General features: G+C 68.1%; 18 protein-coding genes. 13 read left to right on the forward strand and 5 right to left on the reverse strand.

Annotated elements, in window-relative coordinates; translation table 11 throughout:
- The first annotated feature begins 39 nt into the window (after positions 1–39).
- The 4 genes from lpxB (at position 40) to ACFPAH_RS03525 (ending at position 3,981) form a co-directional block, all read left to right on the forward strand.
- Positions 40–1,164, forward strand: a complete 1,125-nt coding sequence (gene lpxB / locus ACFPAH_RS03510; protein WP_379740835.1) for a lipid-A-disaccharide synthase — start codon at positions 40–42, stop codon at positions 1,162–1,164.
- 34 nt (positions 1,165–1,198) lie between these two features.
- On the forward strand, positions 1,199–1,897 hold the full coding sequence (gene rnhB, locus ACFPAH_RS03515; protein ID WP_379740696.1) for a ribonuclease HII: 699 nt from the start codon (positions 1,199–1,201) through the stop codon (positions 1,895–1,897).
- Positions 1,894–2,703: a TrmH family RNA methyltransferase gene (locus ACFPAH_RS03520; RefSeq protein ID WP_379740699.1), complete on the forward strand. Its 810-nt coding sequence runs from the start codon at positions 1,894–1,896 to the stop codon at positions 2,701–2,703. The genes rnhB and ACFPAH_RS03520 overlap by 4 nt, the downstream gene beginning before the upstream one ends.
- An 81-nt stretch (positions 2,704–2,784) precedes the next feature.
- Complete coding sequence (locus tag ACFPAH_RS03525; RefSeq protein ID WP_379740702.1) at positions 2,785–3,981, forward strand: EAL domain-containing protein; 1,197 nt, start codon at positions 2,785–2,787, stop codon at positions 3,979–3,981.
- A 58-nt stretch (positions 3,982–4,039) separates the two neighbouring features.
- On the opposite strand, the gene ACFPAH_RS03530 is transcribed toward ACFPAH_RS03525, so the two are convergent.
- Positions 4,040–5,116, reverse strand: a complete 1,077-nt coding sequence (locus ACFPAH_RS03530; RefSeq protein WP_379740705.1) for a S41 family peptidase — start codon at positions 5,114–5,116, stop codon at positions 4,040–4,042.
- Positions 5,117–5,400: 284 nt separating this feature from the next.
- On the opposite strand from ACFPAH_RS03530, the gene ACFPAH_RS03535 reads away from it, so the two are divergent.
- From ACFPAH_RS03535 to ACFPAH_RS03545, 3 genes are all read left to right on the forward strand, one after another.
- The gene (locus ACFPAH_RS03535) at positions 5,401–5,616 is read left to right on the forward strand and encodes a hypothetical protein (RefSeq protein ID WP_379740708.1); all 216 of its coding nucleotides are present in this window, start codon (positions 5,401–5,403) and stop codon (positions 5,614–5,616) included.
- Positions 5,617–5,619: 3 nt separating this feature from the next.
- Positions 5,620–6,210 carry a DUF6151 family protein gene (locus ACFPAH_RS03540; protein ID WP_379740710.1) on the forward strand — a complete coding sequence of 197 codons (591 nt, stop codon included), beginning with the start codon at positions 5,620–5,622 and terminating at the stop codon, positions 6,208–6,210.
- A 176-nt stretch (positions 6,211–6,386) separates the two neighbouring features.
- Positions 6,387–8,546, forward strand: coding sequence for a TonB-dependent receptor plug domain-containing protein (locus ACFPAH_RS03545; protein WP_379740713.1), 2,160 nt, complete (start codon positions 6,387–6,389; stop codon positions 8,544–8,546).
- Between the two features lie 81 nt (positions 8,547–8,627).
- On the opposite strand, the gene ACFPAH_RS03550 is transcribed toward ACFPAH_RS03545, so the two are convergent.
- Entirely contained in the window at positions 8,628–9,455 is an 828-nt protein-coding gene (locus ACFPAH_RS03550; RefSeq protein ID WP_379740838.1) for a metallophosphoesterase, read from the reverse strand.
- Positions 9,456–9,649: 194 nt separating this feature from the next.
- On the opposite strand from ACFPAH_RS03550, the gene ACFPAH_RS03555 reads away from it, so the two are divergent.
- Positions 9,650–11,962, forward strand: coding sequence for an FdhF/YdeP family oxidoreductase (locus ACFPAH_RS03555; protein WP_379740716.1), 2,313 nt, complete (start codon positions 9,650–9,652; stop codon positions 11,960–11,962).
- Positions 11,959–12,813, forward strand: coding sequence for a formate dehydrogenase accessory sulfurtransferase FdhD (gene fdhD, locus ACFPAH_RS03560; protein ID WP_379740719.1), 855 nt, complete (start codon positions 11,959–11,961; stop codon positions 12,811–12,813). The genes ACFPAH_RS03555 and fdhD overlap by 4 nt, the downstream gene beginning before the upstream one ends.
- On the opposite strand, the gene ACFPAH_RS03565 is transcribed toward fdhD, so the two are convergent.
- Positions 12,810–13,778, reverse strand: a complete 969-nt coding sequence (locus ACFPAH_RS03565) for an HDOD domain-containing protein (RefSeq protein WP_379740722.1) — start codon at positions 13,776–13,778, stop codon at positions 12,810–12,812. The genes fdhD and ACFPAH_RS03565 overlap by 4 nt on opposite strands.
- A gap of 164 nt (positions 13,779–13,942) precedes the next feature.
- On the opposite strand from ACFPAH_RS03565, the gene ACFPAH_RS03570 reads away from it, so the two are divergent.
- Together ACFPAH_RS03570 and ACFPAH_RS03575 are read left to right on the forward strand one after the other, a co-directional pair.
- Entirely contained in the window at positions 13,943–15,091 is a 1,149-nt protein-coding gene (locus ACFPAH_RS03570) for a hypothetical protein (protein ID WP_379740725.1), read from the forward strand.
- A 14-nt stretch (positions 15,092–15,105) separates the two neighbouring features.
- A complete protein-coding gene (locus ACFPAH_RS03575; RefSeq protein WP_379740727.1) occupies positions 15,106–15,456 on the forward strand; it encodes a hypothetical protein in 351 nt (116 codons plus the stop codon).
- 21 nt (positions 15,457–15,477) lie between these two features.
- On the opposite strand, the gene ACFPAH_RS03580 is transcribed toward ACFPAH_RS03575, so the two are convergent.
- Entirely contained in the window at positions 15,478–15,798 is a 321-nt protein-coding gene (locus ACFPAH_RS03580; protein WP_379740730.1) for a Dabb family protein, read from the reverse strand.
- Positions 15,799–15,938: 140 nt separating this feature from the next.
- On the opposite strand from ACFPAH_RS03580, the gene ACFPAH_RS03585 reads away from it, so the two are divergent.
- A complete protein-coding gene (locus tag ACFPAH_RS03585; RefSeq protein ID WP_379740733.1) occupies positions 15,939–16,202 on the forward strand; it encodes a hypothetical protein in 264 nt (87 codons plus the stop codon).
- A gap of 48 nt (positions 16,203–16,250) precedes the next feature.
- Here the strand turns inward: ACFPAH_RS03585 and ACFPAH_RS03590 are convergent, their stop codons facing one another.
- A complete protein-coding gene (locus tag ACFPAH_RS03590) occupies positions 16,251–17,102 on the reverse strand; it encodes a pyruvate, water dikinase regulatory protein (RefSeq protein WP_379740736.1) in 852 nt (283 codons plus the stop codon).
- 299 nt (positions 17,103–17,401) lie between these two features.
- On the opposite strand from ACFPAH_RS03590, the gene ppsA reads away from it, so the two are divergent.
- Entirely contained in the window at positions 17,402–19,837 is a 2,436-nt protein-coding gene (ppsA, locus tag ACFPAH_RS03595) for a phosphoenolpyruvate synthase (RefSeq protein WP_379740739.1), read from the forward strand.
- The last annotated feature ends 38 nt before the right edge of the window (positions 19,838–19,875 follow it).

Consider the following 19,875-nt stretch of genomic DNA (forward strand, 5'->3'; position numbering starts at 1 on the left):
TTGAACGCGAACACCGGGCAGTCGGACGTTTCGCTTGCCATGGTTGCCGGCGAGGTGTCCGGCGACATGCTGGCCGCCCGCCTGATCGCGGGCTTGCGCCCGCAGCTGCCGGGGGCGCGCTTCCACGGCATCGGCGGCCCGCGCATGATCGAGCAGGGCTTCGTTTCCGATGTCCCGCTCGAGACGCTCACGGTGCGCGGCCTGTTCGAGATCATCCCGCGCTACCGCGAGATCAAGGGCATCCAGAACCGCCTGCGCGACCGTTTATTGGCCGAGCGTCCGGCCGCCTTCATCGGCGCCGACTACCCCGGCTTCAACCTCGGCCTGGAAGAGCAGCTGCGCGCCCGGGGCATCCCGACCGTGCACTTCATCGGGCCGCAGATCTGGGCCTGGCGGGGCGGGCGCATCAAGAAGATCCAGCGCGCGGTCTCGCACATGCTGGTGATCTTCCCCTTCGAAGAGCAGATCTACCGGGATGCCGGCGTGCCGGTCACGTATATCGGCCATCCGCTGGCGGAAACGATTCCCATGGTGCCGGACGTGGCGGCGGCCCGCGCGGCCTTCGGCCTGGCGCCGGATGCACGCGTGGTCACCGTGATGCCGGGCAGCCGCATGGGCGAGCTGAAATACCTGGCCGAGCCCTTCGTGCGCGCCGCGAGCCTGCTGGCGCAACGCGATCCCGGCCTGCGCTTTTTGGTGCCGATGGCGGGCGAAAAGCAGCGTGCCTACTTCAAGGAGGTGGTCGCGCAAGCGGGCCTGCAGGATGTGCCGCTGACGCTGGTCGACGACTCGCACGGCGCGATCGCCGCGGCCGACGCCGTGCTGGTGGCGTCGGGGACGGCCACGCTGGAAGTGGCGCTGTTCAAGAAGCCGATGGTGATCGCCTATAAGGTCATGCGCGCGTCCTGGGAAATCATGCGCCACATGGGCTACCAGCCCTGGATCGGGCTGCCGAACATCCTGGCGCGCGAATTCCTGGTGCCGGAACTGCTGCAGCACGCGGCCACGCCCGAGGCGATGGCGGATGCCGTGTGGACGCAGTTGAACGACACGGCGCGACGCGATAAGCTGGCGGCACGCTTCACCGAGATGCACCACAGCCTGCTGCGCAATAGTGCCCAGGAAAGTGCCCAGGCGGTAATGCGCGTCATTGGGCGCGCCTGAGCCGCCTGACCCCTACACAGTATTACACGAAGCAATGAGCAAAAAGCGCGTCAACTTCTATCCCGGCCTGCCGCCCCGGCTGCGTCCGTTCACCGACCTCGACATCGTCTGCGGCGTCGACGAGGCCGGCCGCGGCCCGCTGGCCGGGCCCGTGTTCGCGGCCGCCGTGATCCTCGATCCGAAGCGCCCGATCGAGGGCCTGCGCGACTCGAAAAAGCTGACCGAGGCGCGCCGCGACGAACTGGCGCCGCAGATCCGCGAATACGCGCTGGCCTGGGCGATCGCCGAAGCGTCGTGCGAGGAGATCGACAGCCTCAACATCCTGCACGCGACCATGCTGGCGATGCGGCGCGCGGTCGAAGCCCTGCACACGCTGCCGACCATCGCCCTGATCGACGGCAACCGCTGCCCGCCGATGGAAGTGCGCGCCCATGCCGTGATCGAAGGCGACGACAAGTGCCATGCGATTTCGGCCGCCTCGATCCTGGCCAAGACGGCGCGCGACGCCGAGCTGGTGCGCCTGCATGCGCTGTATCCGGAATACTGCTTCGACCAGCACAAGGGTTATTCGACGCCGCTGCACCTGGCCCGCCTGCGCGAGCACGGGCCGTCGCCGGTGCACCGTCGCTCCTTCGCACCGGTGCGCAACCTGTTGCAGGTCGACCTGTTCGCCCCGGCGCAGGAAAGCGCGTTCGGGGAAGCCGATGCGCTGATCGAGGTAGTCGCTGCATGAAGACCGTCACCTCGCGCGACAACCCGTTTTACAAGGAACTCAAGGCGCTTGCCGCCAGCTCCCAGGCGCGCAGGAAAGCGGGCCGCACGCTGCTCGACGGCGTCCACCTGTGCCAGGCCTGGCTCGACCTGCGCGGCGCGCCGGCACACTGCGTGCTGTCCGAGGACGCCTTGCACAATCCGGAGGTGCAGGACATCGCCGCCCGCTGCGAAGGCCTGCGCGTGCACGTGACCGTGCTGCCCGACGCGCTGTTCGGCGCCCTCAGCCAGGTCGAGCATGGCGTCAACCTGCTGTTCCTGGTCGAGACCCCGAAGCCGGTCCAGCCCGCGGCCATGCAGGTGTCGGCCGTGCTGCTCGACGGCGTCCAGGACCCGGGCAACGTCGGCTCGATCCTGAGGAGCGCGGGCGCGGCCGGCATCACCCAGGTGTTCTGCAGCCCGGGCACGGCCTTCTGCTGGTCGCCGAAGGTCCTGCGGGCGGCGATGGGCGCGCATTTCGTGCTCGAGATCTTCGAGAACGTCGACCTGGGCGCGCTGGTCAAGGCATCGGACATCGCGGTGCTGGCGATGAGCGGCTACGCCGAGCAGAAGCTGTACGAGGTCGACCTGCGCCGGCCGGTGGGCTGGCTGCTCGGCCACGAGGGGCAGGGCGTCGCCGGCGAGCTGATGGCCCTCGCCACGCACCAGGTGGTGATCCCGCACGGCGGCCAGGTCGAGTCGCTGAACGTGGCCGCCGCCGCCGCGGTCTGCTTCTTCGAGCAGTCGCGCCAGCAACAAGCATGGACGACGGCGCGCCTGCCGGGTTAATCTGTACCGTCATCTCGTCATCTCGTCATCCCGTCATCCCGTAATCCCGTAATCGCGGCCCGAGCGGCCCTTGGAGTCTAGATGGACATCGCACACTTGCACTTCCTGGTAGCCGAAGCCGACAACGCCCAGCGCGCGTCGCTGGTCGAGATGCTGGGCCGCCTCGGCGCCAGCCGGGTCACGGACGTGCCTGACGGGCACATGGCGCTGCGCACCTTCCAGGCCGGCTTCACGCCGCGCGTGCACGTGGCGATCATCGACCTGGCCCTGCCGGGAATGGACGGCCTGGAGCTGATCCGCAACCTGGCCACCTTCGACTCGGGCATCAGCCTGATCGTCACCGGCGCCCAGCCGGCCAACCTGCTGTTTTCGGTCGAGACCCTGGCCCAGGTCTACGGTATCGACCTGCTCGGTTCGATCAGCAAGCCGGTCACCGCGGCCAAGCTCAAGCCCCTGATCGACAACTACCAGCCGCAGGCGGCGCACGACCGGGTCGACGACAGCCCGCGCTTTTCCTTCGCCGAAATCGGCTCGGGCCTGCAGAAGCGCCAGTTCGAGCCCTTCTTCCAGCCCAAGATCGAGCTGGCCACCGGGCAGGTCAAGGGCCTGGAGACCTTCGCGCGCTGGCGCCATCCCGAGCACGGCCTGCTCGGCCCCTCGGCCTTCATCGACGCGCTCGAGCAGAATAACCGGATCGACTTCCTCGACTGGAGCATGATCGAGCTGTCCGTCGAGCGCTGCCGCTGGTTCCACGACCAGGGCACGCCGATCTCGATTTCGATCAACCTGGCGCCCGAGACGCTGGCCCATCCGGCCTTCCTGCGCCAGATCACGGCCTGCCTGCAGCGCCACACGGTGCTGCCGGACTACATCACCTTCGAGATGCCGGAGTCCTCGGTCCTGAACACCGACCCCAACTTCATCGAGCGCCTGGTGCGCCTGCGCATGATGGGCTTCGGCCTGGCGATCGACGACTACGGCACCGGTCGCTCGAACCTGCAGCTGCTGGCGCGCATCCCGTTCACGGAACTCAAGATCGACCGCAGCTTCGTCGACGGGGCCTCCAAGCGCCGCCCGCTGGGCACCGTCCTGCGCTCATGCATGAGCCTGGCCCACAGCCTGGACCGCATGTCGGTCGCCGTCGGCGTCGAGACGCGCCAGGACTGGGACTTCCTGCAGGGCCTGGGCTGCACCTACGCCCAGGGCTACCACATCGCCAATCCGATGGAGGCGACGGCCTTTCCCGGGTGGCTGGAAGACTGGCGCCACTTCTTTTAAGTGAAGTGGCGGCGTGCCGGCGCGATACTGTAGAACGATCAATGAGAGCGTCGCCCCTTCAACGTCCCGCGGCGACGAGCGGGGCGCTTCGGTCAAGCTTACGCTGCAGCAGGTCCTGGGCCACCGCCAGCGCGCTGTCCGGCGTCGCGGCGATATCGGGTGTGACGCCCGTACCCTCCCAGTTGCTGCCGGTAATTGGACTGATGGTGCGCCGGCCGGGTATCACGGCAAAGAAATGCTCGCCGATGCGATGGGGACGCGCCGGGTGGGCACCGCCCCAGGTCGGCGCGCCGATCACGGTGGCGCGTTTCAGTGCCTGCATCGTGTAGGCGAAGTCTTCGCCGGCGGACATCGTGTCCGGGCCGACCAGGATCAGGACCGGCTTCTTGCCGCCATAGCGTTTGCCGTCGAGCGTGTCCTGGGTCCAGTGCTGGATGGTGGTGCCGGTCTTGCGCTCCCAGATGTCGTTGAGGCGGGTACGCTGGTCGACGAAATAGCTGATCAGTAAAGCCACCGATTGCGGCGAACCGCCGCCGTTCTCGCGCAGGTCCACGATCAGGCCGTCGGTGTCGGCAAGCTTATTCATCGCTGCAGCGTACTTGTCTGCCACCAGGAAAGGCGGAGGGAAGCCCGACACCTTCAGGTAGCCGATGTTCTGGCCCAGGTGATCGACCTTTTCCACCCGCCGGCTTGCCATGTGGCGCATGACCAGGCGCAAGAGGAAGTTGGTGCGCTGCTCCCACTCCGCTTGCGACTCCGGCGGAGGGCCGTCCGTTTCGTGGGGCAGCACCAGACCGGGTTGGAAATATACGTTCATGTGCAGGTCCTTGGCGACACCACGAAGGTCGGCGCTGAGCTGTTGCGCCAGCTTCCGGCCGTCCTTTATCCCGTCGTAGCTGCCTTCCTGCCGGCGCCGGTGCAGGACCGCCTCGATGTCCTTGGCCTTGTCGGGAAAAATATAGTGGTCATTGAGCTGCGCCACCAGCGTATCGACCACTTTCACCCGCATCGCGTGATCGACCACCACCTCCGGCTTCGGCTTGAATTGGTGCCAGAAATGCACGGGCATGATGGCAACTGCGGCGAGCGCGGTCAGTACCAGCAAAGACGGTATGACAATCCATTTCTTCTTCATTTTTTTCCTCTGGTCGTGGCATGCGGGATTGGATGTTCGGCGGGCATATCGACAACGACGACCCCATCGATGAGACAGGGAAGTGGTTGGAGAATAGCACAATCGTTGCTAGGAACTAGCAATAGTTTGTGCTGACGCATAGTGGGCCTGGCCGATGGTTTCGGCCGGAGGGCAGCGTGCGCTTGCTCCAAGGCGGCTGCTGCGACCGCGGCGCAAAGCGTGCCGGCGGGACATCGGCCGCCGCCGTGGCTTGCGCACGGAGCGGCCCATGTTAGGATAAAGCCATGGACCGCCGAACCGACTACAAGACCGCGCTGCTGATCGACGCCGCCATCCACAGCGCCGCTGCCGATAGCCGTGCCTCACCGGCGCGCGAACTGGCCGGTCTCGGCGTTCCTTTCGATACCGCCAGGCGGCTCCTGACCCGTCCGGCCGAGCGGCGGCGCCCCTTGCCCACGGCCGCCGAGCTGGCCGCCGTGCGCGCCCTCGACGTGGAATAGGCCATGGCGATCCCGCTGCGCTGTGCCTGCGGCAAGCTGCAGGGTGAAGTCGAACCCGGCAAGGTGGCCGCGCGCGCAGTCTGTTACTGCAAGGACTGCCAGGCCTTCGCGCGCTTCCTCGGGCGCGAGTCCGAGCTGCTGGACGACGCCGGCGGCACCGAGGTCGCGTCCGCACTGCCGGGCGCGGTGCGCTTCACCGGCGGCATCGAGCACTTGGCCTGCATGTCGCTCAGCCCGCGCGGCCTGTACCGCTGGTATGCGGCCTGCTGCAACACCCCGGTAGGCAATACCCCGCGCGAGCCGACGATGCCGTATGCCGGCCTGATGCGCGCCTGCCTGGCCGCGCCGCCCGACACCCTCGACCGTCGACTGGGGCGCTCGCGCATCATGGTGCAGACCGCCTCGGCGCTGGCCCGCGTCCGGCCGACGCCGCTGCGTACCGCCTGGGCGGTGGCGAAGATCGGCAGCATGATCCTGCGCGCCCGCCTGGGCGGCGGCTATCGCGACAATCCCTTCTTCCAGCCCGGCACTAGCGAGCCGCTGCGCCAGCCGCGCGTGCTGACGGTCGACGAACGTGCCGCGCTGACGCGCTGATCTCCAGCAGATGCATCGCTCCCGGCGCACGGCCCGCCGTCCGGCATTCGCACGCTGAATGCCGTCATAATTGCTAGGTGATGGCACAAATCGATTCCGCGTGAAGGAAATCGATGCTACTCTCCGGAATGTAGATGTTCCAATAATACGAACTATTCATTTCTGGAGACTGGACTATGCGATTGCTGCGCCTCCGCCACCTGGCGATCCTCCTTGCCGCGCCCTGTGCCATGGCCGATGCACAGGAGACCCCTTCCGAACCCATCCAGCGCGTTGAAGTCACGGCGGCCGGCTACGATCCCCGGCGCGACGATACCGCCAGCCGGATCGTCATCCGGCGCGAGGAAATCGCGCGCTACGGCGACGCCAGCGTCCTCGACCTGTTCAAGCGGATACCTGGCGTCACGGTGACGACCGGCGCCGGGCGCAGCACCGAGGTCAGGATGCGCGGGCTGGGTGCCGGCTACACCCAGGTGCTGGTCAACGGCGAGCGCATGCCCGCCGGGTTCGACATCGACTCCCTGTCGCCGGAGCTGATCGAACGTATCGAAGTGCTGCGTTCGGCGACGGCGGAGCTGTCGACGCAGTCGGTGGCCGGCACCATCAACATCGTGCTGCGCAAGAGCGTGCGCAAGGGCGAGCGCGAGGCCAAGCTCGCCTACCTGGCGGGAAAGGGCGCGCGCGGACCGACGGCCAGCGCGCAGTTCGCCGGGCGGGGCGAGCGCTCGTCCTGGTCGGTCTCGGCCAGCGCCAGCGAGGAGCGCTTCGAGCGCACCGCGCTGGGCTTCGAGGAAAACACGCGTCCCGATGGCGAGGTGGACCGGTGGCGCACCACGCGCATCCCCGAGGAGGGCAGCACGCGCCGCCTGAATCTCGGCCCGCGCTTCAACTGGACCCTCGAGGGTGGCGACACCCTGGCCTGGGAGAGCCTGGTCACGACCACGCGCTTCAGGAACCGTGGACATATGCTGGTCACGACCCTGTTTGGCGCGCCGCCTCCGGTGCCGGACCTGCGCACCCGGGCCGCAGGCGACCACGTGCTGGTCAAGTCCGACCTGCGCTGGACCCGCAGCCTGGCTTCGGGCGCCAAGCTCGATGCCAAGCTGGGCGTCGACGGCACCCGGCGCGACGACGATTACCCTCGCGCCGGCAGCGACAGCGCGGGCCGTCCGGCGCTCGATGGCAGCGTGCGCAACGAGGTGCGCGGCAAGGGCGCCAGCAGCACCGGCAAATACACGCGCAAGTTCGATGGCGGCCATGGGCTGGCGCTGGGCTGGGATGCGGGCGTGAATGCCAGCGACGAGCTGCGCGCCGAGCGCGACGCGATCCGCCCGCTGCCTCCCGGCCAGCTGCCTGACGAGACCTTCGAGGCGCGGGTCGCGCGCCTGGCCGTCTACGCCCAGGACGAATGGGAGCTGACCCCGCAATGGTCGGTCTACCTCGGCGCCCGCTGGGAAGGCGTGCGCACCCGCGTGAGCGGCAATGCCGTCGAGGATACGCGGGTGCGCTCGAGCGTCCTCAGCCCGGTGTTCCAGACCCTGTACAAATTCCCGGGCGCGCAGGGGAACCAGGGTGACCAGCTGCGCCTGGCCGTGAGCCGCACCTACAAGGCGCCGGCGCTGACCAGCCTGGTGCCACGGCGCCAGGCCTGGGAAAACAACAGCCCCACCGAGGCCGACTACCAGGGCAATCCGGCGCTCGAGCCGGAGCTGGCCTGGGGCGTCGACGCGGCCTGGGAGCATTACTGGGCCGAAGGCGCGATGGTCTCGGTGGGCGGGGCGCTGCGCCGCATCGACAACTACACCAGCGGCCGCGTCTATTTCGACGGGCTGCGCTGGATCTACACGCCGGTCAACGAGGACCGGGCGACGCTGCGCAGCCTGGAGCTGGAAGCGAAATTCCCGCTCAAGTCGCTCTGGCCGGGCGCGCCGGCGATCGACCTGCGCGCCAGCTTCAGCCGCAACTGGTCGCGCGTGGCGTCGGTGCCGGGGCCGGACAACCGCATGGAGCGGCAGACGCCGCTCAGCGCCAGCCTCGGGATCGACTACAAGGCCGGCGCGCTCACGGCCGGCGCCAGCCTGGCGCATCGCAGCAGTGCGTTCGTGCGGGCCGCGGCCGACCGCACCCACTACACCCATGCGCGTACCGATCTCGAAACCTATGCGGTCTGGAAGTTCACGCCGAAAGTCCAGCTGCGCGTAGCGGCGTCCAACCTGCTGGGCGAGGACAACGCCTGGGAGATCGCTTACGCCGACCCGGTGACGGGGGTGGAAAAGCGCGGCTGGACCTATCCGGAGCGCGCCAGGCTGCGTACCACCCTGGAGATGAAGTTCTGAGCATGCCGGGCGGCCAGGGCGCCGGCGATCGGCGCCCATACCGCGTGCGCACGCGTGCGCACCCTGCGTATGCAGGATGGATCACACCTCGATGATGAGATCGGGCCGGAACCCTTCCTGCTCGCCCTTGCTCAGGTAGCCCAGCGGATTGGCGACGACGCGGCAGGACCAGGGCCGCCCGTCCTGCATGCCGCTCACGGTGTAGTCGTTACAGCAGTGCAGGTGGCCGTGCAGCCAGAGGCCGACATGCGGGAACAGGTCGTCGAGCGCGTTGCAAAAGCCCGCGGTGCCGGGCGTGACGCCGTAGCGCGGATCGGCGCTGCGCAGGCTGGGCGCGAAATGGGTGACCGCGACCGTGAGGCCGTCGAAGGGCCGGGCCAGCGCGCCGCGCAGCCATTGCTGGCAGTCGAGCGACATGGCGCGCCAGCCCTCGGCCAGCACCGGCTGGCCGTCGCGCAGGGTGGTGTTCTTGGCGAGGTAATAGTTGGCCGCGCGCAGCGCCTTCTGGTGCAGCTGCTGCTGTTTGTCCGGGCCATGGCCGGCGGCAAGGGCATCGAAATCGGCCCACAGGGTGGTGCCGACGAAGCGCACGCCGTCGATGACGAGCGTCTCGCGCTCGAGCCAGGCGATGCCCAGCCGCTCGCAGGTGGCGCGCAGGCGTGCCTGCGCCTCGTCGAATTCGAGGCCGTCGTACTCGTGGTTGCCCGGCACGTAGAGCACCCGCGCCGCGGTCGCGCCCAGCGCCGGGGCGAAGCGCTCGAGGCCGAAGTCCGTGCCGCCCAGGCGCGAGCCCTCCTGATAGGAGCCGATGTCGCCGGCCAGCACGATCACGTCGATGCCGGGCGCGATCCGTGGCTGGAAGGCCGGATAACGTTCGAGGTGGAGGTCGGAGAACAGCTGGATGCGCATGGTCCCGGCAGTATAGCCGCTGGCGGCAATAAGGGGCGCCAAGGGCCGCCACGGGCCGCCGCCGCGCGCCTGACCCGCGATTGACCCGCAACCGACCGGGAAAAGCGCGGGCACCGGCTGCGCTGCGTGCGCCTGCGCACAGAGGCGCCTGGTGCCCGGGGCTAGGGTAGGCCATCTATTTCGGGGAGCGGGCCATGAGCGAGGAATCACGCAGGTTACGGATCGAGAAGCCCGGCATGCCGGCCGGCGGCTGGGGCTCGGTGGGCGAAGTCGCGCACATCCTGTTCGACCAGCGCACGGTGGTGAAGGACAGCACGCTGCTGCTCAAGCAGAACAAGACCGACGGTTTTGCCTGCGTCAGCTGCGCCTGGGCCAAGCCGGCCAATCCGCATCCCTTCGAATTTTGCGAAAGCGGCGCCAAGGCCACCGCCTGGGAAACCACGAGCAAGGCGATCGGCGCCGACTTCTTCGAGCGCCACACGGTCACGGAACTGGAATCCTGGAGCGACCACGCGCTGGAAGACCAGGGCCGGCTGACCGTGCCCCTGCGCTGGGACGCCGCCAGCGACAAGTACCGCCCGCTCTCGTGGGAGACCGCCTTCGCCGAGATCGGCGCCGCCTTGCGCGCGGCCGAGCGCGAGAACGTGGTGTTCTACAGTTCGGGCCGCGCTTCCCTCGAGACCTCCTACATGTATGCGCTGCTGGCGCGCATGTACGGCAACAACAACCTGCCCGACAGTTCCAACATGTGCCACGAAAGCACTTCGGTGGCGCTGCAGAAGACCATCGGCGACGGCGTCGGCACCGTGGTGCTGGACGACTTCGCGCGGACCGACTGCATTTTCTTCTTTGGCCAGAACGTGGGCGTGAACAGTCCGCGCATGCTGCACCAGTTGCAGGAAGCGCGCCGGCGCGGGGTGCCGATCATCACCTTCAACCCGCTGCGCGAGCGCGGCCTGGTGAGCTTCACCAATCCGCAGTCGCCCACCGAGATGCTGACGAAGCAGGAAACGCCGATCAGCACCCAGTACCTCCAGTTGATGCCGGGCGGCGACACGGCCGCCATCATGGGCCTGTGCAAGGCGATCTTCGCCCTCGACGACGCGGCGCGCGCGGGCGGCGCCCCGCGCGTGCTCGACACCGCCTTCATCGCCGCCCACACCGACGGCTTCGCGGCCTTCGAGTCCGCCGTGCGCGACTGCCCCTGGGCCGACATCGAGCGCGAGTCGGGTCTCGCGCGTGCCGCGCTGGAGCGGGCGGCCGGCGTGTACGCGCGCAGCGAGGCCGTGCTCGGCGTCTACGGCATGGGCCTGACCCAGCACCGCAACGGCGTGCAGAACGTGGCGATGATCGTCAACCTGCTGCTCCTACGCGGGAACATCGGCAAGCCCGGCGCCGGCGTCTGCCCGGTGCGCGGCCACTCGAACGTGCAGGGCCAGCGCACGGTGGGCATCACCGAGAAGCCCGAGCTGGCGCCGCTCGACAAGCTGAAGGAGCAATACGCTTTCGAACCGCCGCGCATGACCGGCATGAACACCGTCGAGGCCTGCGAAGCCATCCTCGCGCACAAGGTGCCGGCCTTCGTGGCGCTGGGCGGGAACTTCCTGCGCGCCGTCCCCGAGACGGCGCTGATGGAGGCGGCCTGGCGCGCGCTGCCGCTCACGGTGCAGGTATCGACCAAGCTCAATCGCAACCACGTCATCCACGGCAAGGCCTCCTACATCCTGCCTTGCCTGGGCCGGATCGAGATCGACCGCCAGCGCGGCGGCGAGCAGGCGGTGACGGTGGAGGACAGCACCGCCTGCATCCACGGCTCGCGCGGCATGGCCGAACCGGCCGCGCCAAGCTTGCTGTCCGAGCCGGCAATCGTGGCCGGCATCGCCAGGGCGACGCTCGACCCCAACCCGCGGGTGGACTGGGACGCCTGGGTCGCGGACTATGCCCGCATCCGCGACGCCATCGAGGAGACCTATCCCGAGATCTTCCACGAGTTCAATGCGCGGATGTGGATACCGGGCGGCTTTCGCAAGCCGGTCGGCGCCGCCAGCCGCGAGTGGAAGACCGACAGCGGCAAGGCCGGCTTCACCGTGCCGGACGCCTTGCCGGGCAACCCCGACCTGGACGGCGATGCCGGCCATGGCGCGACCCTGCGCCTGTTCACGGTGCGCAGCGACGGCCAGTTCAACACCACGGTCTACAGCCACGACGACCGCTTCCGCGGGGTGTACGGCAGCCGCATGGTGCTGTTCATGGGCGAGGCCGACATGGCGCGCCGCGCGCTCGCCGCCGGCGAGCTGGTCACCCTGCGCTGCGCTTCCAGCGATGGCGTCGAGCGCCGCGTCGAGGGCTTGGCCGTGGTGCCCTACGATATCCCGGAAGGGGCGGTGGCCGGCTACTTCCCGGAATGTAATCCGCTGATCCCGCTCTGGCACCACGCGAAGGAGAGCAAGGTGCCGGCGGCCAAGGCGATCGACGTGCTGGTCGAGCGCACGGCAGGCGCGCGATGAGCGCCGCCGACGCCTTCCTCGGCGCCGTGCCCGAGGCGACGCGGCGCCTGCCGGCCAGCCGCTGGGAAGACGGCAGCCTGTGCGAGGGTAGCGAGCTGGTGGCCGAGGAAGTGCCGGTGGCGCTGGCCTACAACGGCATCACCCATGCGGTGATGCTGGCTTCACCGCTCGACCTCGAGGACTTCGCGCTCGGTTTTACCCTGAGCGAGCGCATCGTGCGGCAGCGGGGCGACGTCTACGACATCGAGGTCGAGGAGGGCGCGTGCGGCCAAGCGGGCGGCATTGTCGTCTCGCTGCGCATCGCCGCCGGCGCCATGGCGCGCCTGAAGGGCGCACGCGCCGCCCGCACCGGCAAGACCGGCTGCGGCCTGTGCGGCGTCGAGAGCCTGGCCTATTTCGAGCGCGAAGCCTGCCTGCCGGCTGCGCCTGCCGCCTGCGGCGCGCGCATCGACCCGGCCGCGCTGCACCGCGCGATGGCGGCCATGGCGGGGCGCCAGCAATTGCACCATGCGACCGGCGCCGTGCATGCGGCCGCCTGGGCCGACCCGCAAGGGGACCTGGTGTGCGTGCGCGAGGACGTCGGCCGCCACAACGCGCTCGACAAGCTGGTCGGGGCGCTGGCGCTGGCCGGCGGCGCGGCGCCGCCCGGCTTTGCGGTGGTCACCAGCCGGGCCAGCTTCGAGATGGTGCAGAAGGCGGCGCGCGCCGGCTTCGGGATGCTGGCGGCGATCTCGGCGCCGACCGCGCTGGCGGTGCGCATGGCCGAGGAGGCGGGGCTGACCCTGGCCGGCTTCGTGCGCGGCGGCAGGCATGTGGTCTATAGTCACCCGCAGCGCTTGCTCGTCGCTTAGTCGTCTTCCTGAAGCTTGTCGAAGCAGTCCAGCGCGGCCTGGCTCAAGCCTTCGGTGACGAACGGGTCGTCGGCCTCGAACAGGGCGCCGTCGACCAGCAGGCGCAGCTTTGCCAGGCGGTCGCCCAGCGCAAGCGCCTGGGCCAGCGGCGCGGCGCCGCTGTTGCCGGCCGCGCCGATGGCCGCCGTGACCGCATCGGGGAACTCCCACAGCGCGGCAATGCGCGCCGACAGGATGCGCGCCTGCGCGAACAGCTCCGCCACGAAGGCGTCCGAATGCGGCAGCGTGTCGCCGGGACAGACCTGGTCGACAATCCGGAACGCGACCACCAGCCCCACGTTTTCCATCAGGCCGGCCAGGTAGGCCTCGAACGGGTTGGCGCGCAGGGCCGGGGCCAGCAGGCTGGCGGCGCGGGCGCATTGCTCGGACTGGCGCCAGATCGCCGGTGCGATCCGCTTCGTGTGGCGTCCGCTGCCCATGCTGATGACGGGCCGCAAGGCGACCCGCGCCAGCAGCATGCGCATGCCGTTCTGGCCGAGCAGCATGACGGCCGCTTCGATGCTGCTGACCGGCGGCCCGGCATGGTAGCGCGGCAGGTAGGCAGGCCGGTTCGCCTCGCGGAACACCTCGGCGACCAGCACCACGTCGCGCGACAGCTGGCGCGCCAGGTCGGCCGCATGCATGTCCTCGTCGCGCAGGCTGCGCATGAGTTGCGGGATGATCTCGGGAATGCGCGGCACCAGGGCGGCGCCGGCCAGCGGCGCGTTCGCCAGGCGATCGAGTTCGTCGAGCACGCGGCGCTCGCGTTCCGGCGGCGCGTGTGGCGGCAGGGCCGCGCTGAGCCAGCGGTAATAGATGGCGTCGATCTCGGCGGCGTGCGCCGCCTGGGCGGCAGCGCCGGCTTGTACGCGCGCATCGGCAGCCGCGGCGGGCGCCGTCGCCTTGCCGGCATTCTCGCCGCCCAACAGTTTGTCCAGCCACCCCATCTTGCCACTGCCCCTCAAAGTCGTGGCAGGGATTCTACATGATGGCGGACTTCCGGCGGCGGCGTGGATATTGTTGAGAATCGGGGGCTATTTCCGATGGTATTCTGCCAAGCCTGCCAACGCCTATCGATGACGAGGACCCCGTGCCGCCGATCCGCTCCCTCCCGCCAGTCTTGCGCCAGTTTGCCGCTGCCGCGCTCGCCACCCTCATCGGGCTGCCCGCCGGCGCTGCGCCGGTGGCGCTGCCCGCCACGCCCGAGGCCTGGCGCCTGGCGGCCCAGACCGACATCGACGCCGCGGTGCAGCTGACGCGCGAAAATCACCCGGGCGCCCACGATCCGCATCACCCCGACTTCTTGCCGAACCTGGAGGCGGCACGCCGCCACGGTCTGGCGCTGGCGAGCCGGGTGCGCGACGCGGCCGGCTATGTGGCCGCCGTCGAGGGCTTCAATGTCCGCATCGGCGATGGCCACGCCGGGATGCGGGTCCTGATCGAGGAGTCCGTGCTGCCGGCCGGGCGCTGGCCCGGCTTCGTCACCGTCTGGCGTGGCGATGCGCTGTATGTCTACGCGTCACAGCCCGGGCAGCCACCGGTGGGCAGCAAGCTGCTCGGTTGCGACGGCAAGGATGCACACCGGCTCATTCTCGACAACGTGTTCAGCTTCAAGGGCAGGGTGGCGGAGGCTGGGCAATGGTGGTCGGTCGCGCGCCTGTTGTTCGTCGACGCCGGCAATCCGTTCGTCGATCTGCCGCAGCGTTGCCGCTTCGAGTCGAACGGCCAGGTCATGGAGCGCACGCTGGCATGGCGCGAGCTCGACGACGCAGGGCTGGCCTGGCTGAAGGAAAGCCGCGACGGCGACGGCGATGCCGGCCCGGTCGGCATGAGCGAGCCGCGCAAGAACCTGTACTGGGTGTCGATGCCGACCTTCCACCCGAACGAGGAAGAACGCGCCGCCTACAGGGCAATCAACCGCGAGATCGAAGCACGGCGCGCGCACTACCTGGCCGCGGATGCGGTCGTGGTCGACCTGCGCAGGAACAGCGGTGGTTCGTCAGCTGGAGCGTGGAATTCGCCAGGGCATTGTGGGGCAAGGAGCGCGTCGCCCAGGCACGCTCGGCATACTCCTCGAAGACCGAGGTCTGGTGGCGGGCGTCGAAGGGCAATACCGAGTATGTTTCCTCTCTGGTGCAACTGCTGGACAAGCAGGGCGACACGGCCGGCGCCGCCTGGGCGCGGGCCCAGGCCGAGGACATGCGCAATGCGCTGGCGCAGGGTGCGCCCTTCCATATAGAAAGGAAACCGGCCATGACGACGTCCTCCGCTGAAGCTGCCGCAGACGCGCCGTTCACCCGTCCGTTCTACGTGGTCGTGCCAGGCAACTGTGCGAGTGCCTGCCTGGACGCAATCGATGTCTTCACCCGTTTCCCGAACACGACCCTGGTCGGTGCGCCGAGCTCGGCCGATTCCACGTACATGGAAGTGCGCCGCGAGAACCTGGCCTCGGGCCTGGCCGCGGTGATCGTGCCGAACAAGGTGTACGTGCGCCGCCCACGGGCAAACGGGCAGGTCTACGTGCCCAGGCTGGAGCTGCGCGACCTGGTGTGGTCTACCCGGAATCTGCTGGACACGGTCGAGCGCGACCTGGCGCGGCCCTGAGCCGCCCGATGCCGGGCCGGCTCACTGGGTCCAGTAATCGACCACCAGCGAGCGCTCGAGGCAGGCGCCGAGGGTCGCGACGAAGTCCTGGTGCGCCTGGTGCACCAGGTAGGCGTCGCGCGCCTGGGCGCTGCCGAAAGTCAGCGTGAAGCAGTGGGTGAAGCCGTCGTTCAGGCCTTCCGGGCTGACGTTGGTGCCCCATTCGTAGGCGTCGATGCCGGGGATGGCGTCGCTCAAGGTGGCGAAGCCGGCGACGACAGCATCGACCTGGTCGGCGCTGGCGCCGGGCTTGAAGGAAAAAAGGACGACGTGGCGCAGGACGGAGGCGGCGGTGGCGGGCATGGCGGTCGAGTGGAGTAGTGGAGTGGGGATGGTAACCCGACGCGCAAAAACGGGGCGCCGCGGCGCGCACGCGCCGGGCCGGCACCGCCCGGCATGCGTCGCGGATAGAATGGGCTTTTGGATACAAACGAAAGCGCACGATGAAAAAGACCGACCTGGCAAAGAGCGACGCCAAGAAGCTGATGAACGCGATGGGCGCAAAGGGCGCCGCCTTCGGCGCCGCCGGGGCACCGGCACCCGACCGCCGCGAGCAGCGTGAACGCGACCGCGCGGCGGGGCTGGTGCCGTTCGCGGTCAAGCTCAATGGAGAGCTGGTGAAGGAACTGCAAGGGCGCGCCGCCGGCGAGGGGCGCGACCTGAACGAGCTGGTGGCCGAGCTGCTCAAGAAGGGGATGGAACAATAAGCGGCGCCGGCCTGCGCCGGTCTTTTCGCCGGTCTTTTCGCCGATCTTTTAATACTCGCGCCGGTCCGGCTTGATCTCCTGCAGGATCGTGGTCGCGATCTCCTCGATCGACTTCGTGGTCGAGGACAGCCAGCGGATGCCTTCGCGCTTCATCATCAGTTCGGCCTCGTTGACTTCGTAGCGGCAGTTCTCGATCGAGGCGTACTTGCTGCCGGCGCGGCGCTCGTTGCGGATCTCGGCCAGGCGTTCCGGCGTGATCGTCAGCCCGAACAGCTTGTGCTTGAAGGGCGGCAGCGAGGACGGCAGCTTGCCGCGCTCGAAGTCGTCGGGGATGAGCGGGTAATTGGCGGCCTTGATCCCGTACTGCATGGCGAGGTAGAGGCTGGTCGGGGTCTTGCCGGAGCGCGAGACCCCGACCAGGATCACGTCGGCCTCGGCCAGGTTCTTGTGCGACTGACCGTCGTCGTGGGCGAGCGAGAAATTGATCGCCTCGATGCGGTTCTTGTATTCCTCGGAGTCGACCACGTTGTGGATGCGCCCGATCGTGTGGGTCGATTTCACGCCCAGTTCCATCTCCAGCGGCGCCACGAAGGTCTGGAACAAATCCATGTGCATGCCGTTGGCCGCGCGGATCACGCCCGACAGGTCGTGCTTGACCAGGGTCGAGAACACGATCGGGCGCTGCTTGTTGTCCGCGTTGTACACTTCGTTGATGCGCCGCGCCGCGTCGCGCGCCTTGTCGAGCGTGTCGATGAAGGGGATGCGGATCTGGCGGAAGCGCATTTCGAACTGCGAGAGCACCGCGTGGCCGAAGGTTTCGGCGGTGATGCCGGTGCCGTCCGACACGAAAAATACGGTGCGTGTCGGCGGGGGAAGCGGGGGGCGGGCGTCGGGCGTCATGATATTTTTTTAACTATTGCTGTCAAGTTTGCAGTGTAGTGCGGTGTCAAACGGGGATTCACGCGGTAAAATGCTCTGCAACGGATTTTGCATTGTGCTGCACGACGAAGAGAATAACAAGAATACAAACCGTCAGGCGGACCACTGCACAAGGGCTTTAAAAACCGTAGCGAGCGGCAGGCATGGTGGTCGAGAAGCGCAGCCGTACGGATGTACGGCGAGTACCGCAGACCGCCAGGACAACGCGCAGCAGGTTTTCAAAGCCCGACAGATTTCTATCTCAAGTAAGGTGCACTACCATGACTAACCTGTCTCATGCAGTACTGAAGGATCCCGAACAGGGCGCCAGTGTTTACGTTGCCCCGTTCGAAAACTTGCGCATGACCGATGTCGAATCGGTCGGCGGCAAGAACGCCTCGCTCGGCGAGATGATCAGCCAGCTGGCCGAAGCCGGCGTGCGCGTGCCGACCGGCTTCGCCACCACGGCCCAGGCCTTCCGCGACTTCCTCGAGCATTCGATCGATGGCGGCGCTTCGCTGGCCGACCGTATCGCCACCCGCCTGGAAGGCCTCGACATCGACGACGTCCGCTCGCTGGCCGCCGCCGGCGCCGACATCCGCCAGTGGATCATCGACACCCCGTTCCAGCCACGCCTGGAAGAAGAAATCCGCAGCTACTACGAGCGCCTCGTCGCCGACTCGAGCGCCGAAATGTCGTTCGCCGTGCGTTCCTCGGCCACCGCCGAAGACTTGCCGGACGCCTCGTTCGCGGGCCAGCAGGAGACCTTCCTGAACGTGGTCGGCATCGACAACATCCTCGAGGCCATGAAGCACGTCTTCGCCTCGCTGTACAACGACCGCGCGATCTCGTACCGCGTGCACAAGGGCTTCACCCACGCCGAGGTCGCCCTGTCGGCCGGCGTGCAGCGCATGGTGCGCTCCGACGTGGGCGCGGCCGGCGTCATGTTCACGATCGACACCGAATCGGGCTTCGAGGATGTGGTCTTCATCACCTCCAGCTACGGCCTGGGCGAAACCGTGGTGCAGGGCGCGGTCAACCCGGACGAGTTCTACGTCCACAAGCCGATGCTCGAACAGGGCAAGAAGCCGGTCATCCGCCGCAACATCGGCTCGAAACTGATCAAGATGGAATTCACGAACGAGGCGAAAGCCGGCCGCTCGGTGAAGACCGTCGACGTGCCGATCGAGATGCGCAACCGCTATTCGCTGACCGACGAGGAAGTCGTCGAGCTGGCCAAGTATGCCGTCATCATCGAGAAGCACTACGGCCGTCCGATGGACATCGAGTGGGGCAAGGACGGCCGCGACGGCAAGCTGTTCATCCTGCAGGCGCGTCCGGAAACCGTGAAATCGCAGCAGAAATCGACCGACGCCCAGCAGCGCTTTTCGCTCAAGGGCACCGGCACCGTGCTGACCTCCGGCCGCGCGATCGGCCAGAAGATCGGCGCCGGCCCGGTGCGCGTCATCAAGGACCCGTCGGAGATGGAACGCGTGCAGCCGGGCGACGTGCTGGTCGCCGACATGACCGACCCGAACTGGGAACCGGTCATGAAGCGCGCCTCGGCCATCGTCACCAACCGCGGCGGGCGCACCTGCCACGCGGCGATCATCGCCCGTGAACTGGGCGTGCCGGCCGTCGTCGGCTGCGGCGACGCCACCGAAATCCTCAAGGACGGCACCTTCGTCACGGTCTCCTGCGCCGAAGGCGACGAAGGCAAGATCTACGACGGCCTGCTGGAAACCGAGGTCACCGAAGTCTCGCGCGGCGAACTGCCGCCGATCAAGACCAAGATCACGCTCAACGTCGGCAATCCGCAGCTGGCTTTCGATTTCCAGTCGGTGCCGAACCACGGCGTCGGCCTGGCCCGCCTCGAGTTCATCATCAACAACAACATCGGCGTGCACCCGAAGGCCATCCTCGAGTACCCGAACATCGACGCCGACCTGAAGAAGGCGGTGGAATCGGTGGCACGCGGGCATGCCTCGCCGCGCGCCTTCTACGTCGACAAGCTGGCCGAAGGCGTGGCGACGATTGCCGCCGCGTTCTGGCCCAAGCCCGTCATCGTGCGCCTGTCCGATTTCAAGTCGAACGAGTACAAGAAGCTGATCGGCGGCTCGCGCTACGAGCCGGACGAGGAAAACCCGATGCTGGGCTTCCGCGGCGCTGCGCGCTACCTGGCCGAAGACTTCGCCGAAGCCTTCGAGATGGAGTGTCTCGCCATGAAGCGCGTGCGCGAAGAGATGGGCCTGACCAACGTCGAGATCATGATCCCGTTCGTGCGCACCCTGGGCCAGGCCGAGAAGGTCATCGCCCTGCTGGCCAAGTATGGCCTCAAGCGCGGCGAGAACGGCCTGCGCGTGATCATGATGTGCGAAGTGCCGTCGAATGCGATCCTGGCCGAGCGCTTCCTCGATTACTTCGACGGCTTCTCGATCGGCTCGAACGACCTGACCCAGCTGACCCTGGGCCTGGACCGCGACTCCGGCATGCCGCTCCTGGCCGCCGACTTCGACGAGCGCGATCCGGCCGTGAAAGCCATGCTCAGCCTCGCCATCAAGGCCTGCCGCGCCCAGGGCAAGTACGTCGGCATCTGCGGCCAGGGGCCGTCGGACAACCCGGATTTCGCCCAGTGGCTGGTGGAAGAGGGCATCGAGTCGATGTCGCTCAACCCTGACTCGGTGGTCGAGACCTGGCAGAAGCTGGCGTCGATGTAATCGCCCAGGCACTGCTTCCCGAAGCCCCGCTCGCCTCG

Source organism: Massilia sp. GCM10023247, from assembly GCF_042653325.1.
In the GTDB taxonomy this organism is placed as follows: Bacteria; Pseudomonadota; Gammaproteobacteria; order Burkholderiales; family Burkholderiaceae_D; genus Telluria.